The organism is Streptomyces olivochromogenes (genome assembly GCF_021538895.1).
Taxonomy (GTDB): Bacteria; Actinomycetota; Actinomycetes; order Streptomycetales; family Streptomycetaceae; genus Streptomyces; species Streptomyces olivochromogenes_A.
The window spans coordinates 1-16,474 of record NZ_JADDRL010000065.1 but is presented as its reverse complement, the minus strand read 5'-3'; the positions used below and the strand labels follow the sequence as shown (position 1 = coordinate 16,474).

General features: G+C 73.5%; 16 protein-coding genes, 1 other RNA gene and 2 pseudogenes. 10 read left to right on the top strand and 9 right to left on the bottom strand.

The genetic code is table 11. From position 1 onward, the window contains the following. The first annotated feature begins 46 nt into the window (after window positions 1-46). On the top strand, window positions 47-439 hold the full coding sequence (locus tag IPZ69_RS28760) for a MazG-like family protein (RefSeq protein ID WP_235457501.1): 393 nt from the start codon (window positions 47-49) through the stop codon (window positions 437-439). Between the two features lie 109 nt (window positions 440-548). Continuing rightward, complete coding sequence (locus IPZ69_RS28755; protein WP_235457542.1) at window positions 549-1,871, top strand: hypothetical protein; 1,323 nt, start codon at window positions 549-551, stop codon at window positions 1,869-1,871. Between the two features lie 182 nt (window positions 1,872-2,053). Here IPZ69_RS28755 and IPZ69_RS28750 read toward each other — a convergent pair whose 3' ends face one another. Further along, complete coding sequence (locus IPZ69_RS28750; protein ID WP_235457500.1) at window positions 2,054-2,662, bottom strand: flavin reductase family protein; 609 nt, start codon at window positions 2,660-2,662, stop codon at window positions 2,054-2,056. A 147-nt stretch (window positions 2,663-2,809) separates the two neighbouring features. Here IPZ69_RS28750 and IPZ69_RS47920 point away from each other — a divergent pair. Beyond that, window positions 2,810-2,908, top strand: a pseudogene (locus IPZ69_RS47920) (hypothetical protein); the annotation flags it as partial. Beyond that, window positions 2,905-3,561 (top strand): contact-dependent growth inhibition system immunity protein, encoded by a 657-nt coding sequence (locus IPZ69_RS28745; protein WP_235457498.1) that lies wholly within the window; start codon window positions 2,905-2,907, stop codon window positions 3,559-3,561. The pseudogene IPZ69_RS47920 and the gene IPZ69_RS28745, both read left to right, overlap by 4 nt. Before the next feature lie 89 nt (window positions 3,562-3,650). On the opposite strand, the gene rnpB is transcribed toward IPZ69_RS28745, so the two are convergent. The 3 genes and pseudogenes from rnpB to IPZ69_RS28725 form a co-directional block, all read right to left on the bottom strand. Further along, an RNA gene (gene rnpB / locus IPZ69_RS28740) (RNase P RNA component class A) lies at window positions 3,651-4,053 on the bottom strand. 115 nt (window positions 4,054-4,168) lie between these two features. Then, window positions 4,169-4,885, bottom strand: a pseudogene (locus IPZ69_RS47915) (DMT family transporter); the annotation flags it as partial. Between the two features lie 82 nt (window positions 4,886-4,967). Further along, window positions 4,968-5,792: an AraC family transcriptional regulator gene (locus IPZ69_RS28725; RefSeq protein ID WP_235457495.1), complete on the bottom strand. Its 825-nt coding sequence runs from the start codon at window positions 5,790-5,792 to the stop codon at window positions 4,968-4,970. A gap of 160 nt (window positions 5,793-5,952) precedes the next feature. Between IPZ69_RS28725 and IPZ69_RS28720 the strand changes: the two genes are divergently transcribed. Together IPZ69_RS28720 and IPZ69_RS28715 are read left to right on the top strand one after the other, a co-directional pair. Next, window positions 5,953-6,699: a MerR family transcriptional regulator gene (locus IPZ69_RS28720; RefSeq protein ID WP_235457494.1), complete on the top strand. Its 747-nt coding sequence runs from the start codon at window positions 5,953-5,955 to the stop codon at window positions 6,697-6,699. Further along, window positions 6,696-7,313 carry a hypothetical protein gene (locus IPZ69_RS28715; protein WP_235457493.1) on the top strand — a complete coding sequence of 206 codons (618 nt, stop codon included), beginning with the start codon at window positions 6,696-6,698 and terminating at the stop codon, window positions 7,311-7,313. Before IPZ69_RS28720 ends, IPZ69_RS28715 begins: the two co-directional genes overlap by 4 nt. On the opposite strand, the gene IPZ69_RS28710 is transcribed toward IPZ69_RS28715, so the two are convergent. Next, a complete protein-coding gene (locus IPZ69_RS28710; protein WP_235457492.1) occupies window positions 7,264-8,697 on the bottom strand; it encodes an RNB domain-containing ribonuclease in 1,434 nt (477 codons plus the stop codon). The two genes, IPZ69_RS28715 and IPZ69_RS28710, sit on opposite strands and share 50 nt — an antisense overlap. 90 nt (window positions 8,698-8,787) lie before the next feature. Between IPZ69_RS28710 and yaaA the strand changes: the two genes are divergently transcribed. Further along, window positions 8,788-9,570 (top strand): peroxide stress protein YaaA, encoded by a 783-nt coding sequence (yaaA, locus tag IPZ69_RS28705; protein ID WP_235457491.1) that lies wholly within the window; start codon window positions 8,788-8,790, stop codon window positions 9,568-9,570. A gap of 137 nt (window positions 9,571-9,707) precedes the next feature. Continuing rightward, the gene (gene eda / locus IPZ69_RS28700; protein ID WP_308407554.1) at window positions 9,708-10,334 is read left to right on the top strand and encodes a bifunctional 4-hydroxy-2-oxoglutarate aldolase/2-dehydro-3-deoxy-phosphogluconate aldolase; all 627 of its coding nucleotides are present in this window, start codon (window positions 9,708-9,710) and stop codon (window positions 10,332-10,334) included. Here the strand turns inward: eda and IPZ69_RS28695 are convergent. Continuing rightward, window positions 10,318-11,337 (bottom strand): zinc-dependent alcohol dehydrogenase family protein, encoded by a 1,020-nt coding sequence (locus IPZ69_RS28695; RefSeq protein ID WP_235457488.1) that lies wholly within the window; start codon window positions 11,335-11,337, stop codon window positions 10,318-10,320. The genes eda and IPZ69_RS28695 overlap by 17 nt on opposite strands. Window positions 11,338-11,474: 137 nt before the next feature. On the opposite strand from IPZ69_RS28695, the gene IPZ69_RS28690 reads away from it, so the two are divergent. Then, window positions 11,475-12,266, top strand: coding sequence for a helix-turn-helix domain-containing protein (locus IPZ69_RS28690; protein ID WP_235457487.1), 792 nt, complete (start codon window positions 11,475-11,477; stop codon window positions 12,264-12,266). 20 nt (window positions 12,267-12,286) lie between these two features. Here IPZ69_RS28690 and IPZ69_RS28685 read toward each other — a convergent pair whose 3' ends face one another. From IPZ69_RS28685 to IPZ69_RS28675, 3 genes are read right to left on the bottom strand one after another with little or no spacing between them, the layout of a single operon-like run. Next, on the bottom strand, window positions 12,287-13,636 hold the full coding sequence (locus IPZ69_RS28685) for a bifunctional RNase H/acid phosphatase (protein ID WP_235457486.1): 1,350 nt from the start codon (window positions 13,634-13,636) through the stop codon (window positions 12,287-12,289). A gap of 11 nt (window positions 13,637-13,647) precedes the next feature. After that, window positions 13,648-14,391 (bottom strand): zinc ribbon domain-containing protein, encoded by a 744-nt coding sequence (locus IPZ69_RS47530; protein ID WP_308407555.1) that lies wholly within the window; start codon window positions 14,389-14,391, stop codon window positions 13,648-13,650. Then, window positions 14,388-15,245: a Nif3-like dinuclear metal center hexameric protein gene (locus tag IPZ69_RS28675; RefSeq protein WP_235457484.1), complete on the bottom strand. Its 858-nt coding sequence runs from the start codon at window positions 15,243-15,245 to the stop codon at window positions 14,388-14,390. Before IPZ69_RS28675 ends, IPZ69_RS47530 begins: the two co-directional genes overlap by 4 nt. 189 nt (window positions 15,246-15,434) lie before the next feature. Between IPZ69_RS28675 and IPZ69_RS28670 the strand changes: the two genes are divergently transcribed. Beyond that, window positions 15,435-16,474: hypothetical protein (locus IPZ69_RS28670; RefSeq protein WP_235457483.1), on the top strand; the 1,040-nt coding region annotated here is incomplete at its 3' end.

Below are 16,474 nucleotides of genomic sequence, written 5' to 3'. Positions count from 1 at the left end.
TCCGTGCGCGCGGGGGCCGCTCCGTATCCGTGTCAGGCTGCTCCGTATGACTGAGCAGGACGCCCCCGCCCAGGACCTCTGGTCCGCCATCGACGCCCTGTGGGCCTGGCTGGACGCCGATCAGCCGATCGGCGGCGCGGAGGGCATGCTGCTGCGGATGCTGAAGCTGTCGGAGGAGGTCGGCGAGGTCGCCGAGGCGGTGATCGGGGCGACGGGCCAGAACCCGCGCAAGGGCGTCACCCACACCTGGGACGACGTCCAGGCCGAACTCTGCGACGTCGTCATCACGGCTCTGGTGGCGCTGCGCACCCTGACCCCGGACACGCGGGAGGTGTTCGCTCGGCATCTGGCCCGGGTGACGGGGCGTTCACTGGGTCCGTCCGGGGCTGTTCATCCCGTGGACGGGCCCGCGCCGCGCGCAGTTGGCGAGGCGCACTGACCCTTCTCGTCGACATCGACGCGAAGAAGGGGTCCCAGTGCAGGACTACGTATTCCCCCGCGGCCGTAGGACAGTTGCCGTGGCGGGCGGGCTGCTGACGCTCGCGGCCATGGGCATGGGAAGCCAGGCGCACGCGGTGAGCTACGGAACGCCGACCATCGCCCTGTCCACGGCCTACCTGTCCGGCGCGGTCGGTGCGGTCGGTGACCCGACGGTCCAGGTGACGGTCGCTCAGAGCGGTGCGGACGCGGGCGCGTTGACGGTCTCGGCGTCCCTGAGCAGCCGGACCACCGTGGCCCGCACGACGGACGTCACCTTCACCGGCACCGGCGGCACCCGGCAGGTCGCGGTCAACGCCCGCGCACAGGGCTACACCGACCTGACGCTGAAGGTGACCGGCGTGGACGGGCGGACCGCGACGAAGACGCTGCACTACGCGGCCTCCGCCGCCGTGCAACAGCCCGCGGACACCCGGTACTTCAGCGGTTCCAGCGACGCGTCGGCGGCGGTCGACGTCGGCGGCGGCTATGTCGTCGTGGCGGACGACGAGTCCAACGCCCTGCGGCTGTACGACCGCAACGCCTCCGGAGCGCCCCTGAAGTCCTGGGACTTCAGCTCGCGGCTGGGTGTCACCAAGGAGGTCGACATCGAGGGCGCGGCCCGCGTCGGCGACACGATCTACTGGACCGGCTCGCTGGGCAACAACAAGGACGGCGAGTACAAGTCGGCCCGGAACACGGTCTTCACCACGAAGGTGACGGGCAGCGGCAGCGGCACGACGCTGACCTACGGCGGCTCGTACAAGAAGCTCCGTGACGACCTGGTGGCCTGGGACGAGGCGCACGGCGACCGGTACGGCTTCGCGGCCGGCACGGCGACCGGTCAGGTGCCGAAGCAGATCGACGGCTTCAACGTGGAGGGCCTGGAGTTCGCCCCCGGCTCGACGACCACCGCCTACGTCGGCTTCCGCGCCCCGCTCGCGCCCGCCGTGCCCGGCGGCAAGGCCCTGCTCGTGCCGGTCACCAACATCGACCAGGTGGTGGCGGGCAGGGCGTCGGCCGCCTTCGGCACCCCGATCGAGCTCGACCTCGGCGGTCTGTCGGTCCGTGACATCCGCAAGAACGACGCGAACCAGTACCTGATCGTGGCCGGTTCCTGGGCGGCCGACGACAACTCCGACCCGTACGCCCTCTACTCCTGGACCGGCAACGCGGCCGACCGTCCGGTCAAGCTCCGCGACCTGCCGACCACCGACCCCGGTGGCTGGGAGGCCGTGGTCGACGTCCCCGACCTCACCTCCCCGACGGCCCGCGCCGAGCTCCTGACCGACAACGGCTCCGCCGACCTCTACGGCGACAGCACGGAGGCGAAGGACCTCACGCACCCGGAGTGGAAGAAGTCCCGGGCGGTGTGGTTCACGGTGACCGGCTGACACCGGCCGCCACCTGCGGTGCGAGCGGCCCGACGGGGCCGCTCGCACCGCACGCGCTCTTCCCGCGGACCGGGTGGTCCGTCTCGCGTCCGGGCGAAAGAAGCGCGCGTCGGCGCGAAAGACGGCCCCGCCCCGCGCTGGTCGGGAGCGGGCGCCTGAACTCCGGTCGGCGTACGCCCGGATCAGCCGGGACCGGGCTCCTCGTACGGGATGCGGCTCAGGTGCAGTACGTCGCCGAGCGTGCCCCACTCGTCGCCGCCGAGCTTGGTGAGCGGACGCAGCCGCTCGCTGCTGGGCCGGTCGTCGACGAGATAGTCCTCGTCCACCGCGGCATGGACCACCCGTCCGAAGACGAGGGTGCAGTTGCCCATGCGCAAGGTCGTGTGCGACCGGCACTCCAGGACCACATGGGAGGCGGCCACCCTGGGCGGACGCACACACCTGCTGGCCTCCCGCTCGATGCCCGCGGCGTCGAACTCGCTGACGTGCCGGGGGAAGTCGACGGCGGTGGCGTTGATCGCCTCCAGCAGCGGCCGGGAGGAGAAGTTGACGACGAACTCCCCGGTGTCCTCGACGTTGCGCAGCGAATCCTTGCGGCCGATCGAGGTGAACTGGACGATCGGCGGGTCGGTGCTGGCGATGCTGAAGAACGAGTGCGGGGCGAGGTTCTCGGTGCTCCCGTCCGCGGTGACCGTGGACACCCAGGCGATCGGGCGAGGCACGACGGCTGAGGTCAGAAACCTGTAGAAGGCCGACCTGTCCATGGCCTCGGGATCGTATTCGACACGCATACGACCCAGTATCGAACCGGACACGCCACGTGGTCGGCGCGACGCGTCGGCAGGGGCGGCGAAGCCCGGACCACTGATGAGCCACCTCGGACGACCGGATGGACCTGATCGCGTTCGCGATCAAGAACCCTTCGATCAGGCTGGTCGACAAGGGAGTTGACCGACCTCGCCCGCTCCCGCGCACCGCGACCCACCTGGCTGAGCAGAGCCCCCAGCCCTGATACGCGCGCTTGGAGCAACCCATGAGTCAGGCACTTCCGCCGGGCCGGCGATTCCATGAACTCAGCAACCTGCTGGAGGCCTATGCGTACGCCGGCTTCACGTTCTCCGACACACCGGAGACCCCGGGTCCTGGTCTGGACTCCTATCTCAGGGTCACCGCCCGGGATCCCGCACGCGCCGCAACGGCGGTGCAGCAGATCGACGACCTGCTCTCGGTCGGGCTCTTCGCCGAGGAGATCGCCGGCGACGTGGAGAACCTGCCGCGCATCCGCCCACCGACGGGGGCAAGCGTGGAGGACTGCCTGCGCATCGCCAGGGACCATCTCCACCGGCTCTTGCAGGACCCGTCACACGTTCCCCGGGCGAACCCGCAGAACGCCTGGGAATGGAACGAGCGGTTCCCCGAGGTGAGCCAGTTGCTCGGGGCCTACTTCCACCGGGATTTCTCCTACCTCTACGAATCCCGCGACGAGGCTCTCGATGAGTACGTCAGCCAATCCGAACCGGAGGATCATGCACGGGCAGCGCGAGAGCTCGGTGAACTCCTGGCCCTGGTCTCCTCGGACCAGGAACTCCACGACGCGGCGACGGCTCTGGGGCTCGACCTGATGCCCCCGCAGGGGATGTCACTTCGGCAGTGGCTGGAGTCGGTCCGCCGGCGGATCGCCGCGGCTTAGCGGATTCGGACCTCGACTCGTACGAGAGCACGCCGAAGGACTTCACCGACGCCGGAGCGGCCTTGACTCCCAGGTCAAGGCCATAAGGGCAGACGAGCCGAGCTGTACGCCGGGTTCTGTTCCCCGGTTCCTCGCGGAGTCCGGGGCGACGGCCATCCATCTAGGGCCGGCGTTGCCGTCGGCCTCGTGCGGTCTACCCGCGGACTCGGGCGGGCAGCCCTCGAACGTCCGCGCAGAAACACCGGGGTGTTTCCTTTTGACCTTGCTCCAGGTGGGGTTTACCTAGCTGCCCAGGTCACCCTGGGCACTGGTGGTCTCTTACACCACCGTTTCACCCTTACCGAGGACCGAGATCCCCGGCGGTCTGTTTTCTGTGGCACTGTCCCGCGGGTCACCCCGGGTGGCCGTTAGCCACCACCCTGCCCTGTGGAGCCCGGACGTTCCTCGGGAAGCCCCCCTAGGGGGACTCCACGCGGCCGTCCGCCCGGCTCGTCTGCCGTGTCGACCATGTTACCGGGCGTGCGGGACCGCTCGGGCCGGCGGCCGTCGCCAGTACCGAGCCCGCCAGGATCAGAGTGAAGGCGGCGGCGACGGAGGCGGTCAGCGGCTCGTCCAGGAACAGCGCCCCGGCCGCCACCGCGACCGCCGGGTTGACGTACGTGAACACCGTGGCCCGGGTCGGACCCGCCTCCTTGATCAGCTCCAGGAAGGCGATGAAGGCGAGCGCCGTGCACAGGACGCCCAGGCCGGCGAGGGCGGTCAGGGTCTGCGCGGACGGGACGGTGGACGGCCAGGTGACCGCGGCCGCGGGGGCGTAGACCAGGGCGGCCAGGGCCAGGCAGGGCGCCGTGAGCTGGAGCGTGGAGACGTTCTTGAGGTGGCGGGCGGCTATCAGGGGCGCGGTCGCGTAGCCCAGCACCGTCAGCAGGACCTCGACCAGGGAGCGCGCGTCGCCGCCGGTCAGGTGGGGGACGGTGAGGACCGCGACGCCGGCCAGGCCCAGGGCCAGCCCGGACGCCCGGCGCACGCCGAGCCGTTCGGTGTCGCCCAGGCAGCGGGCCAGGACCACGCCGACGATCGGCACGCCCGCGATCAGCAGGCCCGCGGTGGAGCTGGACAGGTGCCGTTCGGCGTCGGTGAGGGTGAACCAGGGGACCATGATCTCGATGCACGCGAAGGCCAGCATGGGGCGCCAGTGGGTCCGTACGGTCCTGGTCAGGCCGCCCTGGCCGAGGGCGAACGGGAGCAGGAGGGCCGCGCCGAGCGCGCAGCGCGTGAAGACCACCATCGACGGGGACACCTCGTCCACCGCCACCTTGATCATCAGATAGGGGATGCCCCAGACCACTCCCATCAGGGAGAACAGGAACCAGCCGCGTGCAGTCATACGGCGAGTTTCGGCCGGGTCAGCGCCAGGTGTCTTGAACGCTGTTGCGGTATGCCGCCGGGGTGACCCCCAGCACCCGGCGGAACCAGCGGGTGAGGTGCGCCTGGTCGGCGAAGCCCACCAGCGGTGCGACCTCGGCGGGGCGCAGTCCCGCCTCCAGCAGGGCGCGGGCCCGGGTCACCCGGTACTGGGCGAGCCAGGCGTAGGGCGGGAGCCCCATCGTCGTACGGAAGGCGCGCAGGAGCTGGTAGCGGGACAGGCCCAGGTCGGCGGCGAGCGCGGCGAGGGAGGGCGGGGTGGTGAGGTCGTCGGCGAGGCGGTCGCGGACGCTCAGCGCTATCCCGTGCGCGCCGGCGATCCGGTCCGGGGCGATGGTCGCCGTGGAGTGGCGGCTGACCAGGGCGGCGAGCAGCCAGGGCAGGCGGGACTCGACCTCCAGGGGGTCGGGGTGGCGGGCCAGGTCGGTGTGGGCCGACCGGAAGGCCGCGGCCAGTTCGGGGTCGTCGATGAGCGGTTCGCGAAAGTGCGGCTGTCCGCCGCGGACGCCGTCGCCGAGCAGCGCGGGGTCGGCGTACAGGGCGCGGTAGGCGTAGCCGTCGGTGGCGGTGGCGGGTCCGCCGGTGTGCACCTCGCCGGGGGCCAGGACGACGAGGGAGGCCGGGCCGGTGCGGATGCGGCCGCCGCGGTAGTCGATGACCTCGGAGCCGCCGACGCAGACGCCGACGGTGAACTCCTCGTGGGCGTGCGGGGCGTAGACGTGCTTGTCGAAGCGGGCCGTCAGCAGGTCGAGGTGTGGGCCGCAGGGGCCAAGCCTGGCCCGGGTCCAGCGTGCCTGTTCCGCCATCTCGTACCCCCTCGAACCCCCGCGTGCGCTCCGCAGAGGTACAACGCCTTTGGGCCCGGCTTCCATGCCGCGGTGTCCTCGGCTTGCTGGTCGGGTGCCGCGGACACCCCCCGCCCGCCGCGCTTGACCTTGCCGCAACGTCAACGTCTGTACTGGTTCCATGCGGATCGGAGAACTCGCCGCCACCGTGGGCGTCACCACGCGCACCGTGCGGCACTACCACCACCTGGGCCTGCTGCCCGAGCCGGAGCGGCACCCCAACCGGTACCGGAACTACACCCTCCGGCACGCCGTCGTACTCGCCCGGATCCGGCGGCTCACCGAACTCGGTCTGGGCCTCGCGGAGGTACGGGACGTACTCGCCCAGGACGCCGGCAAGGACCTCGTCGAGGTGCTGACCGAGCTGGACGAGGACCTGGCCCGGCAGGAGGCGGAGATCCGCGACCGCCGGGCCCGGCTGCGGACGCTGCTGGACGCCGGGGAACTGCCCGCCGACGGTCCCGTCTCCCCCGAGCTGGCCCCGCTGCTCGCCGGGCTGCCCGCCTCCGACTCCCCCATGGCCGCGAAGGACCGCGAGATCCTCACGCTGCTCGACACCGGGGCGCCCGCCGAGGTACGCGAACGGCTGCTGACCGCGCTGCGCGGCACGCTCGGCTCACCGGAGAACCTGGACCGGGCGAAGGAGGCGTACGCGCTGCTCGACGGGCTGGCGGACGCCGGCCCGGACGACCCGCGCGTGGCGGACGCGGCGCGGGCCCTCGCCGCCTGCATCCCGCCGGAGCTGGTCCCCGAGGCGGACCTGGACCGGGACGCCCCTTTCCTCCGCGCCTTCTACGCGGACTTCGCCCCGGCGCAGGCGGAGGCGATCCGGCGCGCGCTGCGGATCGTCACCGAGGAGCGGACATGAGGACGGCGTACGCCCTGGTCCGGCACGAGGCGCGGCTGCTGGCGAGCCTGGCGCTGTGGATCGCCCGGCGCACCCATGGGACGGCCGGGGGGCGGGGGTTCGGGTATACGCGGGGCCAGGGCGCCGTGATGGCCGGGTTCGCCTTCGTGTGCGTGATCGAGACGCTCACCATGTCCGTGCTGCTGCGCGACTGGCCGAGCGTGCACCGGGTGGTGCTCGTGCTGGACGTGTACACCGTGGTGCTGATCGTCGCCCTGCACGCGGCGTCCGTGGTCCGCCCGCACGTGCTGGAGGCGGACGCGGTCCGGGTCCGCAACGGCGTCCGGCTGGACCTGCGCATACCGCTGGAGCGGATCGCGACCGTGCGCCGCGAGACGCGCAGCACCCACGACGGCGCGGACACCGCCGCGCTGAACATCGCGGTGGGCGCGCAGACCACCGTCACCCTCGACCTCACCGGGCCCGTCACCCACGTCGGCCTCCTCGGGCGGCGCCGCGAGGTGACCACGGTCCGTCTGCACGCCGACGAGGCCGATCACCTCGTGGGCGCGCTCAAAGGCGCGCTCACGCGGGCACGAACAGCACCTGTGCCGCTCCCGGATCCGCCCGGGTGAGCCGGACCGGCAGCCGCTCCCCCAGGGGGAGGCGGTCGCCCTCGATCCGGCCGGTCGCGGCGGGCGAGCGAAGCTGTACGGTCCCGGCGGTGGGCCGGTGCTCGTCGAGGTCCACCACGCAGCCGTCGAAGACCTCCCCCACCCGGTCCCGCAGCAGCGCGGCCTCGACGAGGCCGACGACCTCCCGCTCGACGGTCCCCGCGCGCCGCGAGCCCTCGGCCATCCGCCCGGGCAGCGCGTCGAGCGCGGCGAGCACCCGGTCGGGCGGGGCCTGTCCGGCGGCGGCCGCGAGGCAGAGCTCGGCGGCGTAGCGGTCGGCGAGACGGTGCAAGGGGGCCGTGCAGGGGGCGTAGGGGGCGGCGACGGCGGCGTGTGTGGTGATCGCGGGCAGGGCGCCGTCCCGGAAGACGGTGCAGCCCGCGCCGCGCAGCAGGGTCGTGCACTCCTGGAGGAAGGCCGCGTGGTCGGGGTGGTGCGGGTCCAGGGAGCGGACCAGCGCCGCGTACGACACGTGGTGCGGCCAGTCGATGCCCAGGGCGTGCGCGGTACGGCGCAGCCGGGCGACTGCGCCGTCCGGGGCGGCGGGGAGGGTGCGCAGGACGCCGGTGCCGTTGGCCAGCATCAGGTCGGCCGCCGCCATGCCGGTGAGCAGGGAGAGCTGGGCGGCCCAGCCCTCGGCGGGCGGCGGGGCGTGGAAGGTCGGGTCATAGCCGGCGCCCCGTTCGGTGATCTCCTGCTCGGGCACGCACAGGGAGATGCCGCCGCGCTCGACCTCCAGTCGCTCGCGGGCCTCGCCGATCTCCTTGAGCAGCGCGACCGGTTCCTCGGCGGTGCCGCCGTCGATCCGCCGCCGCACGTCCGCGTGGTCGAGCCGGGCGCGGCTGCGGACGAGGGCGCGGCGGACGTCGACGGCCCGGGTACGCGCCTCGGCGTCCAGGTCGATCGTCCACAGGACCGCCGGACGGTCCTGGTCCGGCAGCAGGCTCGCGGCGCCCTCGCCGAGGACGGCGGGGTGCAGCGGGACCTCGCGGTCCGGGAAGTGGAGGGTGATGGCCCGCCGGTGGGTCTCCGCGTCCAGGGCTCCGCCGGGTACGACGAAGGCGGCGAGGTCGGCGACGGCGTACCGCACGCGGTAGCCACCACCGTGCCGGGACAGGTGCGTCGCCCGGTCCAGGCCGCCGGCGTCGGGCCGGCCGACCGTGAAGAAGGGGATGTCGGTGGCCTCGTACGAGGGAAGGACGGGGGCCTTCGCGGCCCGCTCGGCCTCGGCGAGCACCTCGGCCGGAAAGCCCTCGGGCACACCGAGGCGACTGCGCAACGCGGTGAGGGCGGCCCGGAGAGGGGCATCGGGGGCGCCGGTCACGCGGATGTGGCGGCGGGGCATGTGTTGAGAGTAGGGCGGGGGTCGCCCCGTGGCACGCCGTACGCTGTGGCGAGTTCTGGAAGAGCGAGTTCTAGAAGAGAAGGAGAACCCGTGCTCGTCCTGCTGCCTCCCTCCGAAGGAAAGGCATCCTCCGGCCGTGGCGCCCCGCTGAAGCCGGAGTCGCTGTCCCTGCCGGGGCTCGGTGCCGCCCGTGAGGCCGTGCTCGACGAGTTGGTGGAGCTGTGCGCCGGGGACGAGGAGAAGGCCCGTGAGGTGCTCGGGCTGAGCGAGGGGCTGCGGGGCGAGGTCGCGAAGAACGCGGAGCTGCGCACGGCCGGGGCGCGTCCCGCCGGGGAGATCTACACCGGTGTTCTGTACGACGCCCTCGGCCTGGCCTCCCTCGACACGGCCGCCAAGCGGCGCGCCGCGCGCTCGTTGCTGGTCTTCTCCGGGCTGTGGGGCGCCGTCCGGGTGACCGACCGCATCCCTTCCTACCGCTGCTCGATGGGCGTGAAGCTGCCCGGACTCGGCGCGCTGGGCGCGCACTGGCGGGCCCCGATGGCCACCGTCCTGCCCGAGGCCGCGGGCGCCGGGCTCGTCCTCGACCTGCGCTCCTCCGCCTACGCGGCCGCCTGGAAGCCGAAGGGCGAGGTGGCGGGGCGGACCGCGACCGTACGGGTGCTGCACGCGCCGACCCGGAAGGTCGTCAGCCACTTCAACAAGGCGACGAAGGGCCGGATCGTCCGGAGCCTGCTGGCGTCGGGGACGGCACCCGAGAACCCGGCCCGGCTGGTCGAGGCGTTGCGCGATCTCGGGTACGTCGTGGAGGCGGAGGCGCCCGCGAAGGCCGGTCAGGCCTGGTCGCTGGACGTGCTGGTGACGGAGGTTCACTGACGTCATCGCCACGATCCACGCCTTCGCCCCGATCCGCGCCTCCGCCCCGATCCACGCCCTCGCCCCGCCCCGCGAAGCCATTGCAGCATGTGCAATGACCTTTGCGCACACTGCATCCCGCGGGCAGGATGAGCGGCATGTCCTCGTCGCTGCTGGATCTCGCGCCCGTCGTCCCGGTTGTCGTGGTCGAGGACGCCGCCCATGCCGTACCGCTCGCGCGGGCGCTGGTCGCGGGCGGGCTGCCCGCGGTCGAGGTGACGCTGCGGACGCCGGCCGCGCTCGACGCGATCCGGGCGATCGCCGCCGAGGTCCCGGACGCGATGGTCGGCGCGGGCACGGTCATCACACCGGCACAGGTGGCCGCGTGCGTGGCGGCGGGGGCGCGCTTCCTGGTCAGCCCCGGCTGGACGGACGGGCTGCTGGACGCCATGCGGGCCTCCGGGGTGCCGTTTCTGCCGGGGGTGTCGACCACGACGGAGGTGGTGGCGCTCCTGGAGCGCGGGGTGCGGGAGATGAAGTTCTTCCCGGCGCAGGCGGCCGGCGGTACGGCCTATCTGCGGTCGCTGGCCGGTCCGTTGCCGCAGGCCCGCTTCTGCCCCACCGGGGGCATCGGCCCGGGGACCGCCCCGGAGTACCTTGCCCTCCCCAACGTCGGCTGTGTGGGCGGGAGTTGGATGGTCCCGGCGGGTGCCGTCGCCGCCCGGGACTGGGCGCGGGTCGAGACGCTGGCCCGGGAGGCGGCCGGGCTCAGGCCACGCGGATGACGACCTTGCCGAAGGGCTCGCCGGCCGCGTAGTGGCGGTAGGCCTCGTGGACCTCGTCGAAGGCGAAGACGCGGTCGACGACCGGGCGCAGGCCGTTCCGGGTGATCGCCCGGTTCATCCCCTCGAACTGCGTGCGGCTGCCGACGAAGATCCGCCGCATGCTCACCAGGCTCGACGCCAGCGCGTCCGTACTGATCTCCAGGGACGGGCGGCGCGGGCCGCCGGCGGCGACCAGGACGAGTCGGCCGTAGAGGCCGGCCGCACGCACCGACTGCTCGATGGTGTCCGGTCCGCCGGTCTCGACGACGAGGTCGGCCCCGCGCCCGCCGGTCAGCTCCCGGACGGCCCGGCCCCATGCCGGGTTCCGCGCGTGGTCGATGACGTGGTCGGCGCCGAGGGCCTTGAGGCGGTCGGCCATCGCCGGCCGGGAGGTCGTGGCGACGACCTCGGCGCCGAGGGTCTTCGCGAACCGCACGGCGAACAGGGACAGCGCGCCCGTGCCGAGGGTCAGGACCGTTTCGCCGGGGAGGACCGGGTCGGCGCCGGTGAGGGCGTTCCAGGCGGTGACGCCCGCGCAGGGCAGACAGGCGGCCTCCTCCCAGCTCAGGTGGGCGGGGGCGGCGACGGCCGCCTCCTGGTCGAGGCGGACGTACTCGGCGAGCATGCCGGGCAGCGTGGCGCCGGGCTGGTCGATCAGGGCGGGGGTGATCCGGCCGTCGATCCAGCGGGGAAAGTAGGTGCTGGTGACGCGGTCGCCGACGGTGAAGCGGGTGACCGCCTCGCCCACCGCGACCACCTCCCCGGCGCCGTCGCTCACCGGGATCACGCCGGGGGCGGCCTTCAGCGGGTAACTCCCGTCCAGGATCAGCAGGTCGCGCCGGTTGAGGGACACCGCGTGCACGCGGACGACGATGTCGGTGGGGCCGGGTTCCGGGCGGGCGGCCGTGTCGCGCGCGACGATGCCGTCGACGGTGCCGGGCGTCTCGATGTGGTAGCTGCGCATGCCGCCATGCTGGGCGGACGGGGGGCGGGGCCTCAATTCCCGGCCGGGTATGGGCAGTCGGCGTCAGTGCGGTGGCGACGCCCGGTTGTCGTACCCATGTCGTACCCATGTCGTACCCGTGTCGTACAACTGGGCGTATGACCACCGTCGAACCACCGGCCTTCGCCCGGGAGCTGCTGCGCTGGCGCACCGCCCGTCGGGTCAGCCAGCTCGAACTCGCCTCGCGGGCCGGGACGACACAGAGGTACGTCAGTTTCATCGAGCGGGGGCGTTCGGTGCCGGGGCGCGCGGTCGTGCTGCGGCTGGCCGAGTCGCTGGAGCTCACGCTGCGGGAGCGCAACGCGCTGCTGCTGGCGGCGGGTTACGCGCCCGCGTACCCCGAGTCACCGCTGGAGGCGAGCCAACTGGGTGCCGTGCGCGCGGCGTTGGGCGGGATCCTGGAGGGGCATCTGCCGTATCCGGCGGTCGTGGCCGGGCCCCGCGGTGACCTCGTCGCGGCCAACGCTGCGTTCGAGGTGCTCACGGAGGGGGCCGACCCGGCGCTGCTGGAGCCGCCCGCCAACCTGCTGCGGCTGGCGCTGCATCCGCGCGGGATGGCGCCGCGGGTGTTGAACCTGGGCGCGTGGGGGCGGCACATCGTGGAGAACGTCCGGGCGCGCGCCGCCCGCAGCCCCGATCCCGGGCTCGACGCGCTGGCCGACGAACTCGCCGGGTACGTACCGCCGTACGCACCGGACGAGGACTACCTCGGCTTCGCCGTCCCGCTCCGACTGCGCTGCGCGGAGGGCGAGTTGCGGCTGCTGACCACGCTGACGTCCTTCGCCACCGCGGTCGACATCACGCTGGCCGAACTGCAGCTGGAGGCGTTCCTGCCGGCGGACGGGCCGACAGCGGAGCTGCTGCGGGAGCGGGCGGCCCGGCGCGGGTGAGCGCCTGTGCAGGTCGGCGATCAGCGCAGGTGAGACGTGTCGTTCAGCAGCCGTACGCTCGCGTTGCCGTCCGCGTAGTAGGCCACCGCCGACAGGGAGGCCGCCGACAGCTCCATGCGGAACAGGGACTCGGGCGGGGCGCCCAGGGCGAGCCGCACGAGGGTCTTGATCGGGGTCACGTGCGTCACGAGCAGGACCGTGCGGCCCTGGTACGCGGCGATCAGCTTGTCGCGCGTGGCCGCGATCCGGGTGGCGGTCGCCGCGAAGCTCTCACCGTCGCCGGTGGGGCGGGCCTCCGGGTCGGCCAGCCAGGCGTTCAGATCGTCCGGGTGACGCTCGCGCACCTCGCCGAAGGTGAGCCCCTCCCAGGCGCCGAAGTCCGTCTCGCGCAGGCCCTCGTCGACCGTCACGTCGAGCCCGAGCCGGGCGGCGACGATCCCGGCGGTCTCCCGGGTACGGGTGAGCGGGGACGCCACGACCGCCTGGATCGTGCCCCGCCGGGCGAGCGCCGCGGCGACCCGCTCGGCCTGCTCCCGGCCCACGTCGGACAGGGACGGATCGGTTCCGCCGCTGCCCGAGAACCGCTTCTGCGGCGTCAGCGGGGTCTCGCCGTGCCGCAGCAGCACGAAGGTGGCGGGAGCGCCGAGGTCCGGCGCGGACCAGCCGGGGGCGGGCGCCTCCTTCGGCACCGCTTTCGACGTCTCCTTCGGCGCCGCTTTCGACGTCTCCTTCGGCGCCTCTGCCGACGGCGCCGACTTCGTCGGCTGTGCCGCCGCACTCTTCGGCCCGTCCGCGGCGACGGTCCGGGCCGCCCGTACGTCCGCCAGCGCCGCCCGTGCGCGTGCCGCGCCCGCCGTGGCGTCCCCTGGCGGGCCGGACGGCTCGGGAGCCGCGGCCCGTGCGCGCTCCGCCGCCGACGCGTCCAGCTCGGCCGTGGACGTCGACGGCGACCACTGCTCGCCCCGGCCGCCCGCGTCCATCGCCTCGTTGGCCAGCCGGTCCGCGTGCTTGTTCCGCTCGCGCGGGATCCACTCGTACGTCACCCGCTCCGGCGGGAAGACGCGGTTCGCCTCCGCCGCGAGGGGCTTCAGGTCGGGGTGCTTGATCTTCCAGCGGCTCGACATCTGCTCGACGGCGAGCTTGGAGTCCATGCGCACGTGCACCGCGGCGGACGGGTCGAGGGCGTGCGCGGCGCGCAGGCCGGCGATCAGACCCCGGTACTCGGCCACGTTGTTGGTGGCGATCCCGATGTACTCCGCCGCCTCGGCGAGGGTCTCGCCCGACGCCGCCTCGATCACCACGGACCCGTAGCCCGCGGGCCCCGGGTTGCCCCGCGACCCGCCGTCGGCCTCGACGATGAACTCCCGCACGGCTTCGGTCCCTACAGGCCGGACTCGGCCGTGCGCACCAGGATGCGGCGGCAGTTCTCGCAGCGCACGACCGTGTCGGGCGCGGCCTTGCGGATCTCGGCCAGCTCGGTGATGGCCAGCTCCTGGCGGCAGCCCTGGCAGGTGCGCTGGTACAGCTTGGCCGCACCGATGCCGCCCTGCTGCTCGCGCAGCTTGTCGTAGAGCTTGAGCAGGTCCGCCGGGACCGAGCCCGCGATGACCTCGCGCTCCTTGGTCACCGTGGCCGCCTCGCCGTCGATCTCCTCGAACGCGGCCGCCCGGCGCGCGGTCGCGTCGTCGATCTTCGCCTGGACGGAGGCCACCCGCCCGGTCAGCTCGCCCACCCGCTCCTGCGCGGCCTCACGGCGCTCCATGACCTCCAGGACGACGTCCTCCAGGTCGCCCTGGCGCTTGGCGAGGGAGGCGATCTCGTGCTGGAGGTTCGACAGGTCCTTGGGGGAGGTGACCGCGCCGGAGTCCAGGCGCTGCTGGTCGCGGGCGGCACGCTGGCGCACCTGGTCCACGTCCTGCTCGGCCTTGGTCTGCTCGCGGGCGCAGTCGCTCTCCTCCGTCTGCGCGGCCACGAGCAGGTCGCGCAGCTGCGTGAGGTCCTTCGTCAGCGACTCGATCTCGGCGTGCTCGGGCAGCGACTTCCGCTTGTGCGCCAGCTGCTGCAGGCGGACGTCGAGGGCCTGGACGTCGAGGAGTCGGATCTGGTCGGCGGGCGCGGCGTTCAGTTGGGGGCTCCTGTTGAGCTAGTGGTGGCATTGGACGCCGCGTGGGCGGTCCAGGGGTCGGTGACCGTCTTGGAGACGTGGACGCGCAGGTCCCAGCCGTGGCGGTCGGAGATCTCGTCGAGCTGGGCTGCGGCCAGTTCGCACCAGGGCCACTCGGTGGCCCAGTGCGCCGCGTCGAGCAGCGCGAGGGAACCTTGGGCCACCGCTTCGGAGACGGGGTGGTGGCGCAGGTCCGCGGTGAGGAAGGCGTCGACGCCCGCCGCCCGGACCTGGTCGAAGAGGCTGTCGCCGGAGCCGCCGCTGACGGCGACGGTGCGCACGACGGCCTCGGGGTCGCCGGCCACCCGGATGCCCTGCGCGGTGGCGGGCAGGCGCTCGGCGGCGCGGGCGGCCAGCTCGCGGAGGGTCAGCGGGTGGTCGAGTTCGCAGACGCGGCCCAGGCCCCGGCGGCCCTCGGGGTCGGTCGGGTCCGGCACGAGGGGTCGTACGACGCGGAGGTCGAGCGCGCCGGCGAGGGCGTCCGAGACGCCCGGGTCGGCGGTGTCGGCGTTGGTGTGGGCGACGTGCAGCGCGATGTCGTTCTTGATCAGCGTGTGCACGGCCCGGCCCTTGAAGTGCGTGGCCGCGACCGTGGTCGTACCGCGCAGGTAGAGCGGGTGGTGGGTGACGAGCAGGTCGGCGCCCAGCTTCACCGCCTCGTCGACGATGTCCTGCACCGGGTCGACGGCGAACAGGACCCGGGCGACCTCCTGGTCGGGGTCGCCCACGACCGTGCCGACCGCGTCCCAGGACTCGGCCCGCTCGGCGGGCCACAGGTTGTCCAGCGCGGCGATGACTTCAGACAGACGGGGCACGGGGAAAAGGCTACCTGGCTGTTCTGGGGGGATGTACCGGCTGCGTCCCCAAAGAGCCCCGGGCAGCACATCCGCCCCCGTTTCCTCAGGCGAACCGCTGCCCGGCCATCCTTATGTGTGAAGCGGCAGCTGGCCGGTCCCACGTCTGTGCGTGCGAAAACTAGCTTCGTCGCTGGAGGTGACCGAACCATGACGGCCTGTGCGTCCCCCAAGCTCTCGACTTCGCTCGAGCAGGGGGTACCCCCACCGCCCTCGGCTGCCGAGGGGAACGGCGAGCCGCCGGCGGCGGGCTGCGCCATCACCGCGGACGGCGCCTACGCCGCCCGCCTCGCGGTGGACGGCGGCTCCTGGTTCCCGGAGCGCTGGACGCTGGACGGCCCCGAGCCGTACGCCGTGCCGCTGCCCGGCCACCAGCCGGAGGAGCCCGGCACCGAGGTGCAGCCCATGCGTGACGGGCGGGTCCTGATCCATCGACGGGTGGCCGGGCAGCGGCACGTGTTCTCGCTGCTCTACCCGACCGGCCCCGGCACCGGCGAGCTGCCGCTGAGCGCGGTGGAGTGCCCCGACGCCGGCACCCGGCTCGGGCTGCTGCCGCCGGCGCCGGGCGGCATGCGGGCGTACGCCCTCGCGGCCGGTCCCCGCTCCACGGCGGTGTGGCTGGTGGCGGGCGGCGCGTTCGGGCCGGAGCGGCTGGCCGAGATCCCGGGGCGCTGCTCGGGCGGGGTCTGGCTGGACCGGGCGGGGCGGATGCTCGCCGTGGACCGGGAGATCGGCGGGCGCACCAAGGCGGTCGCGGTGGACCTGGAGCGCGGCGGGGAGGTGTCGCCTCTCCTGGAGATCGCGCCCGGCAGCGACGACCGGCTGCTGCTCGCCGACCCGGACAGCGGGCTGATCCTCATCGGGTCGGACGCGGCCTCCCCCGGGCAGGAACGATTGGGCTGGGGCGTTCTGGGCAGCACGCTGCCGGTGCGCTTCCCGGAGTGCCTGCGGATGGCGGAGTACACGGTGACCCCGTTCGCGATCCAGCCGGGGCAGGTGCTGACGCCGGAGCATTGCGCGGTGGCGCTGCGCGTCGACGGTCCGCTGGGCAACTGGGTCGCGGTGTGGCGGCCGGCCGAGCGGCGGGTGCACCACTACCCGGCGCCGCCGGGATGGCTGGCCGGGGCGGGGCTGTGGACCGCGGACGGGGTGCTGCGGCTGCCGTACGCCACCGGGGACGTCCCGTGCGG

Bases quoted from the DNA above. Each gene is read 5' to 3' on its own strand.
- IPZ69_RS28760 (WP_235457501.1), top strand. From the start codon at position 47: ATGACTGAGCAGGACGCCCCCGCCCAGGACCTCTGGTCCGCCATCGAC.
- IPZ69_RS28755 (WP_235457542.1), top strand. From the start codon at position 549: ATGGGCATGGGAAGCCAGGCGCACGCGGTGAGCTACGGAACGCCGACC.
- IPZ69_RS28750 (WP_235457500.1), bottom strand. From the start codon at position 2,662: ATGCGTGTCGAATACGATCCCGAGGCCATGGACAGGTCGGCCTTCTAC.
- IPZ69_RS28745 (WP_235457498.1), top strand. From the start codon at position 2,905: ATGAGTCAGGCACTTCCGCCGGGCCGGCGATTCCATGAACTCAGCAAC.
- IPZ69_RS28725 (WP_235457495.1), bottom strand. From the start codon at position 5,792: ATGGCGGAACAGGCACGCTGGACCCGGGCCAGGCTTGGCCCCTGCGGC.
- IPZ69_RS28720 (WP_235457494.1), top strand. From the start codon at position 5,953: ATGCGGATCGGAGAACTCGCCGCCACCGTGGGCGTCACCACGCGCACC.
- IPZ69_RS28715 (WP_235457493.1), top strand. From the start codon at position 6,696: ATGAGGACGGCGTACGCCCTGGTCCGGCACGAGGCGCGGCTGCTGGCG.
- IPZ69_RS28710 (WP_235457492.1), bottom strand. From the start codon at position 8,697: ATGCCCCGCCGCCACATCCGCGTGACCGGCGCCCCCGATGCCCCTCTC.
- eda (WP_308407554.1), top strand. From the start codon at position 9,708: ATGTCCTCGTCGCTGCTGGATCTCGCGCCCGTCGTCCCGGTTGTCGTG.
- IPZ69_RS28695 (WP_235457488.1), bottom strand. From the start codon at position 11,337: ATGCGCAGCTACCACATCGAGACGCCCGGCACCGTCGACGGCATCGTC.
- IPZ69_RS28690 (WP_235457487.1), top strand. From the start codon at position 11,475: ATGACCACCGTCGAACCACCGGCCTTCGCCCGGGAGCTGCTGCGCTGG.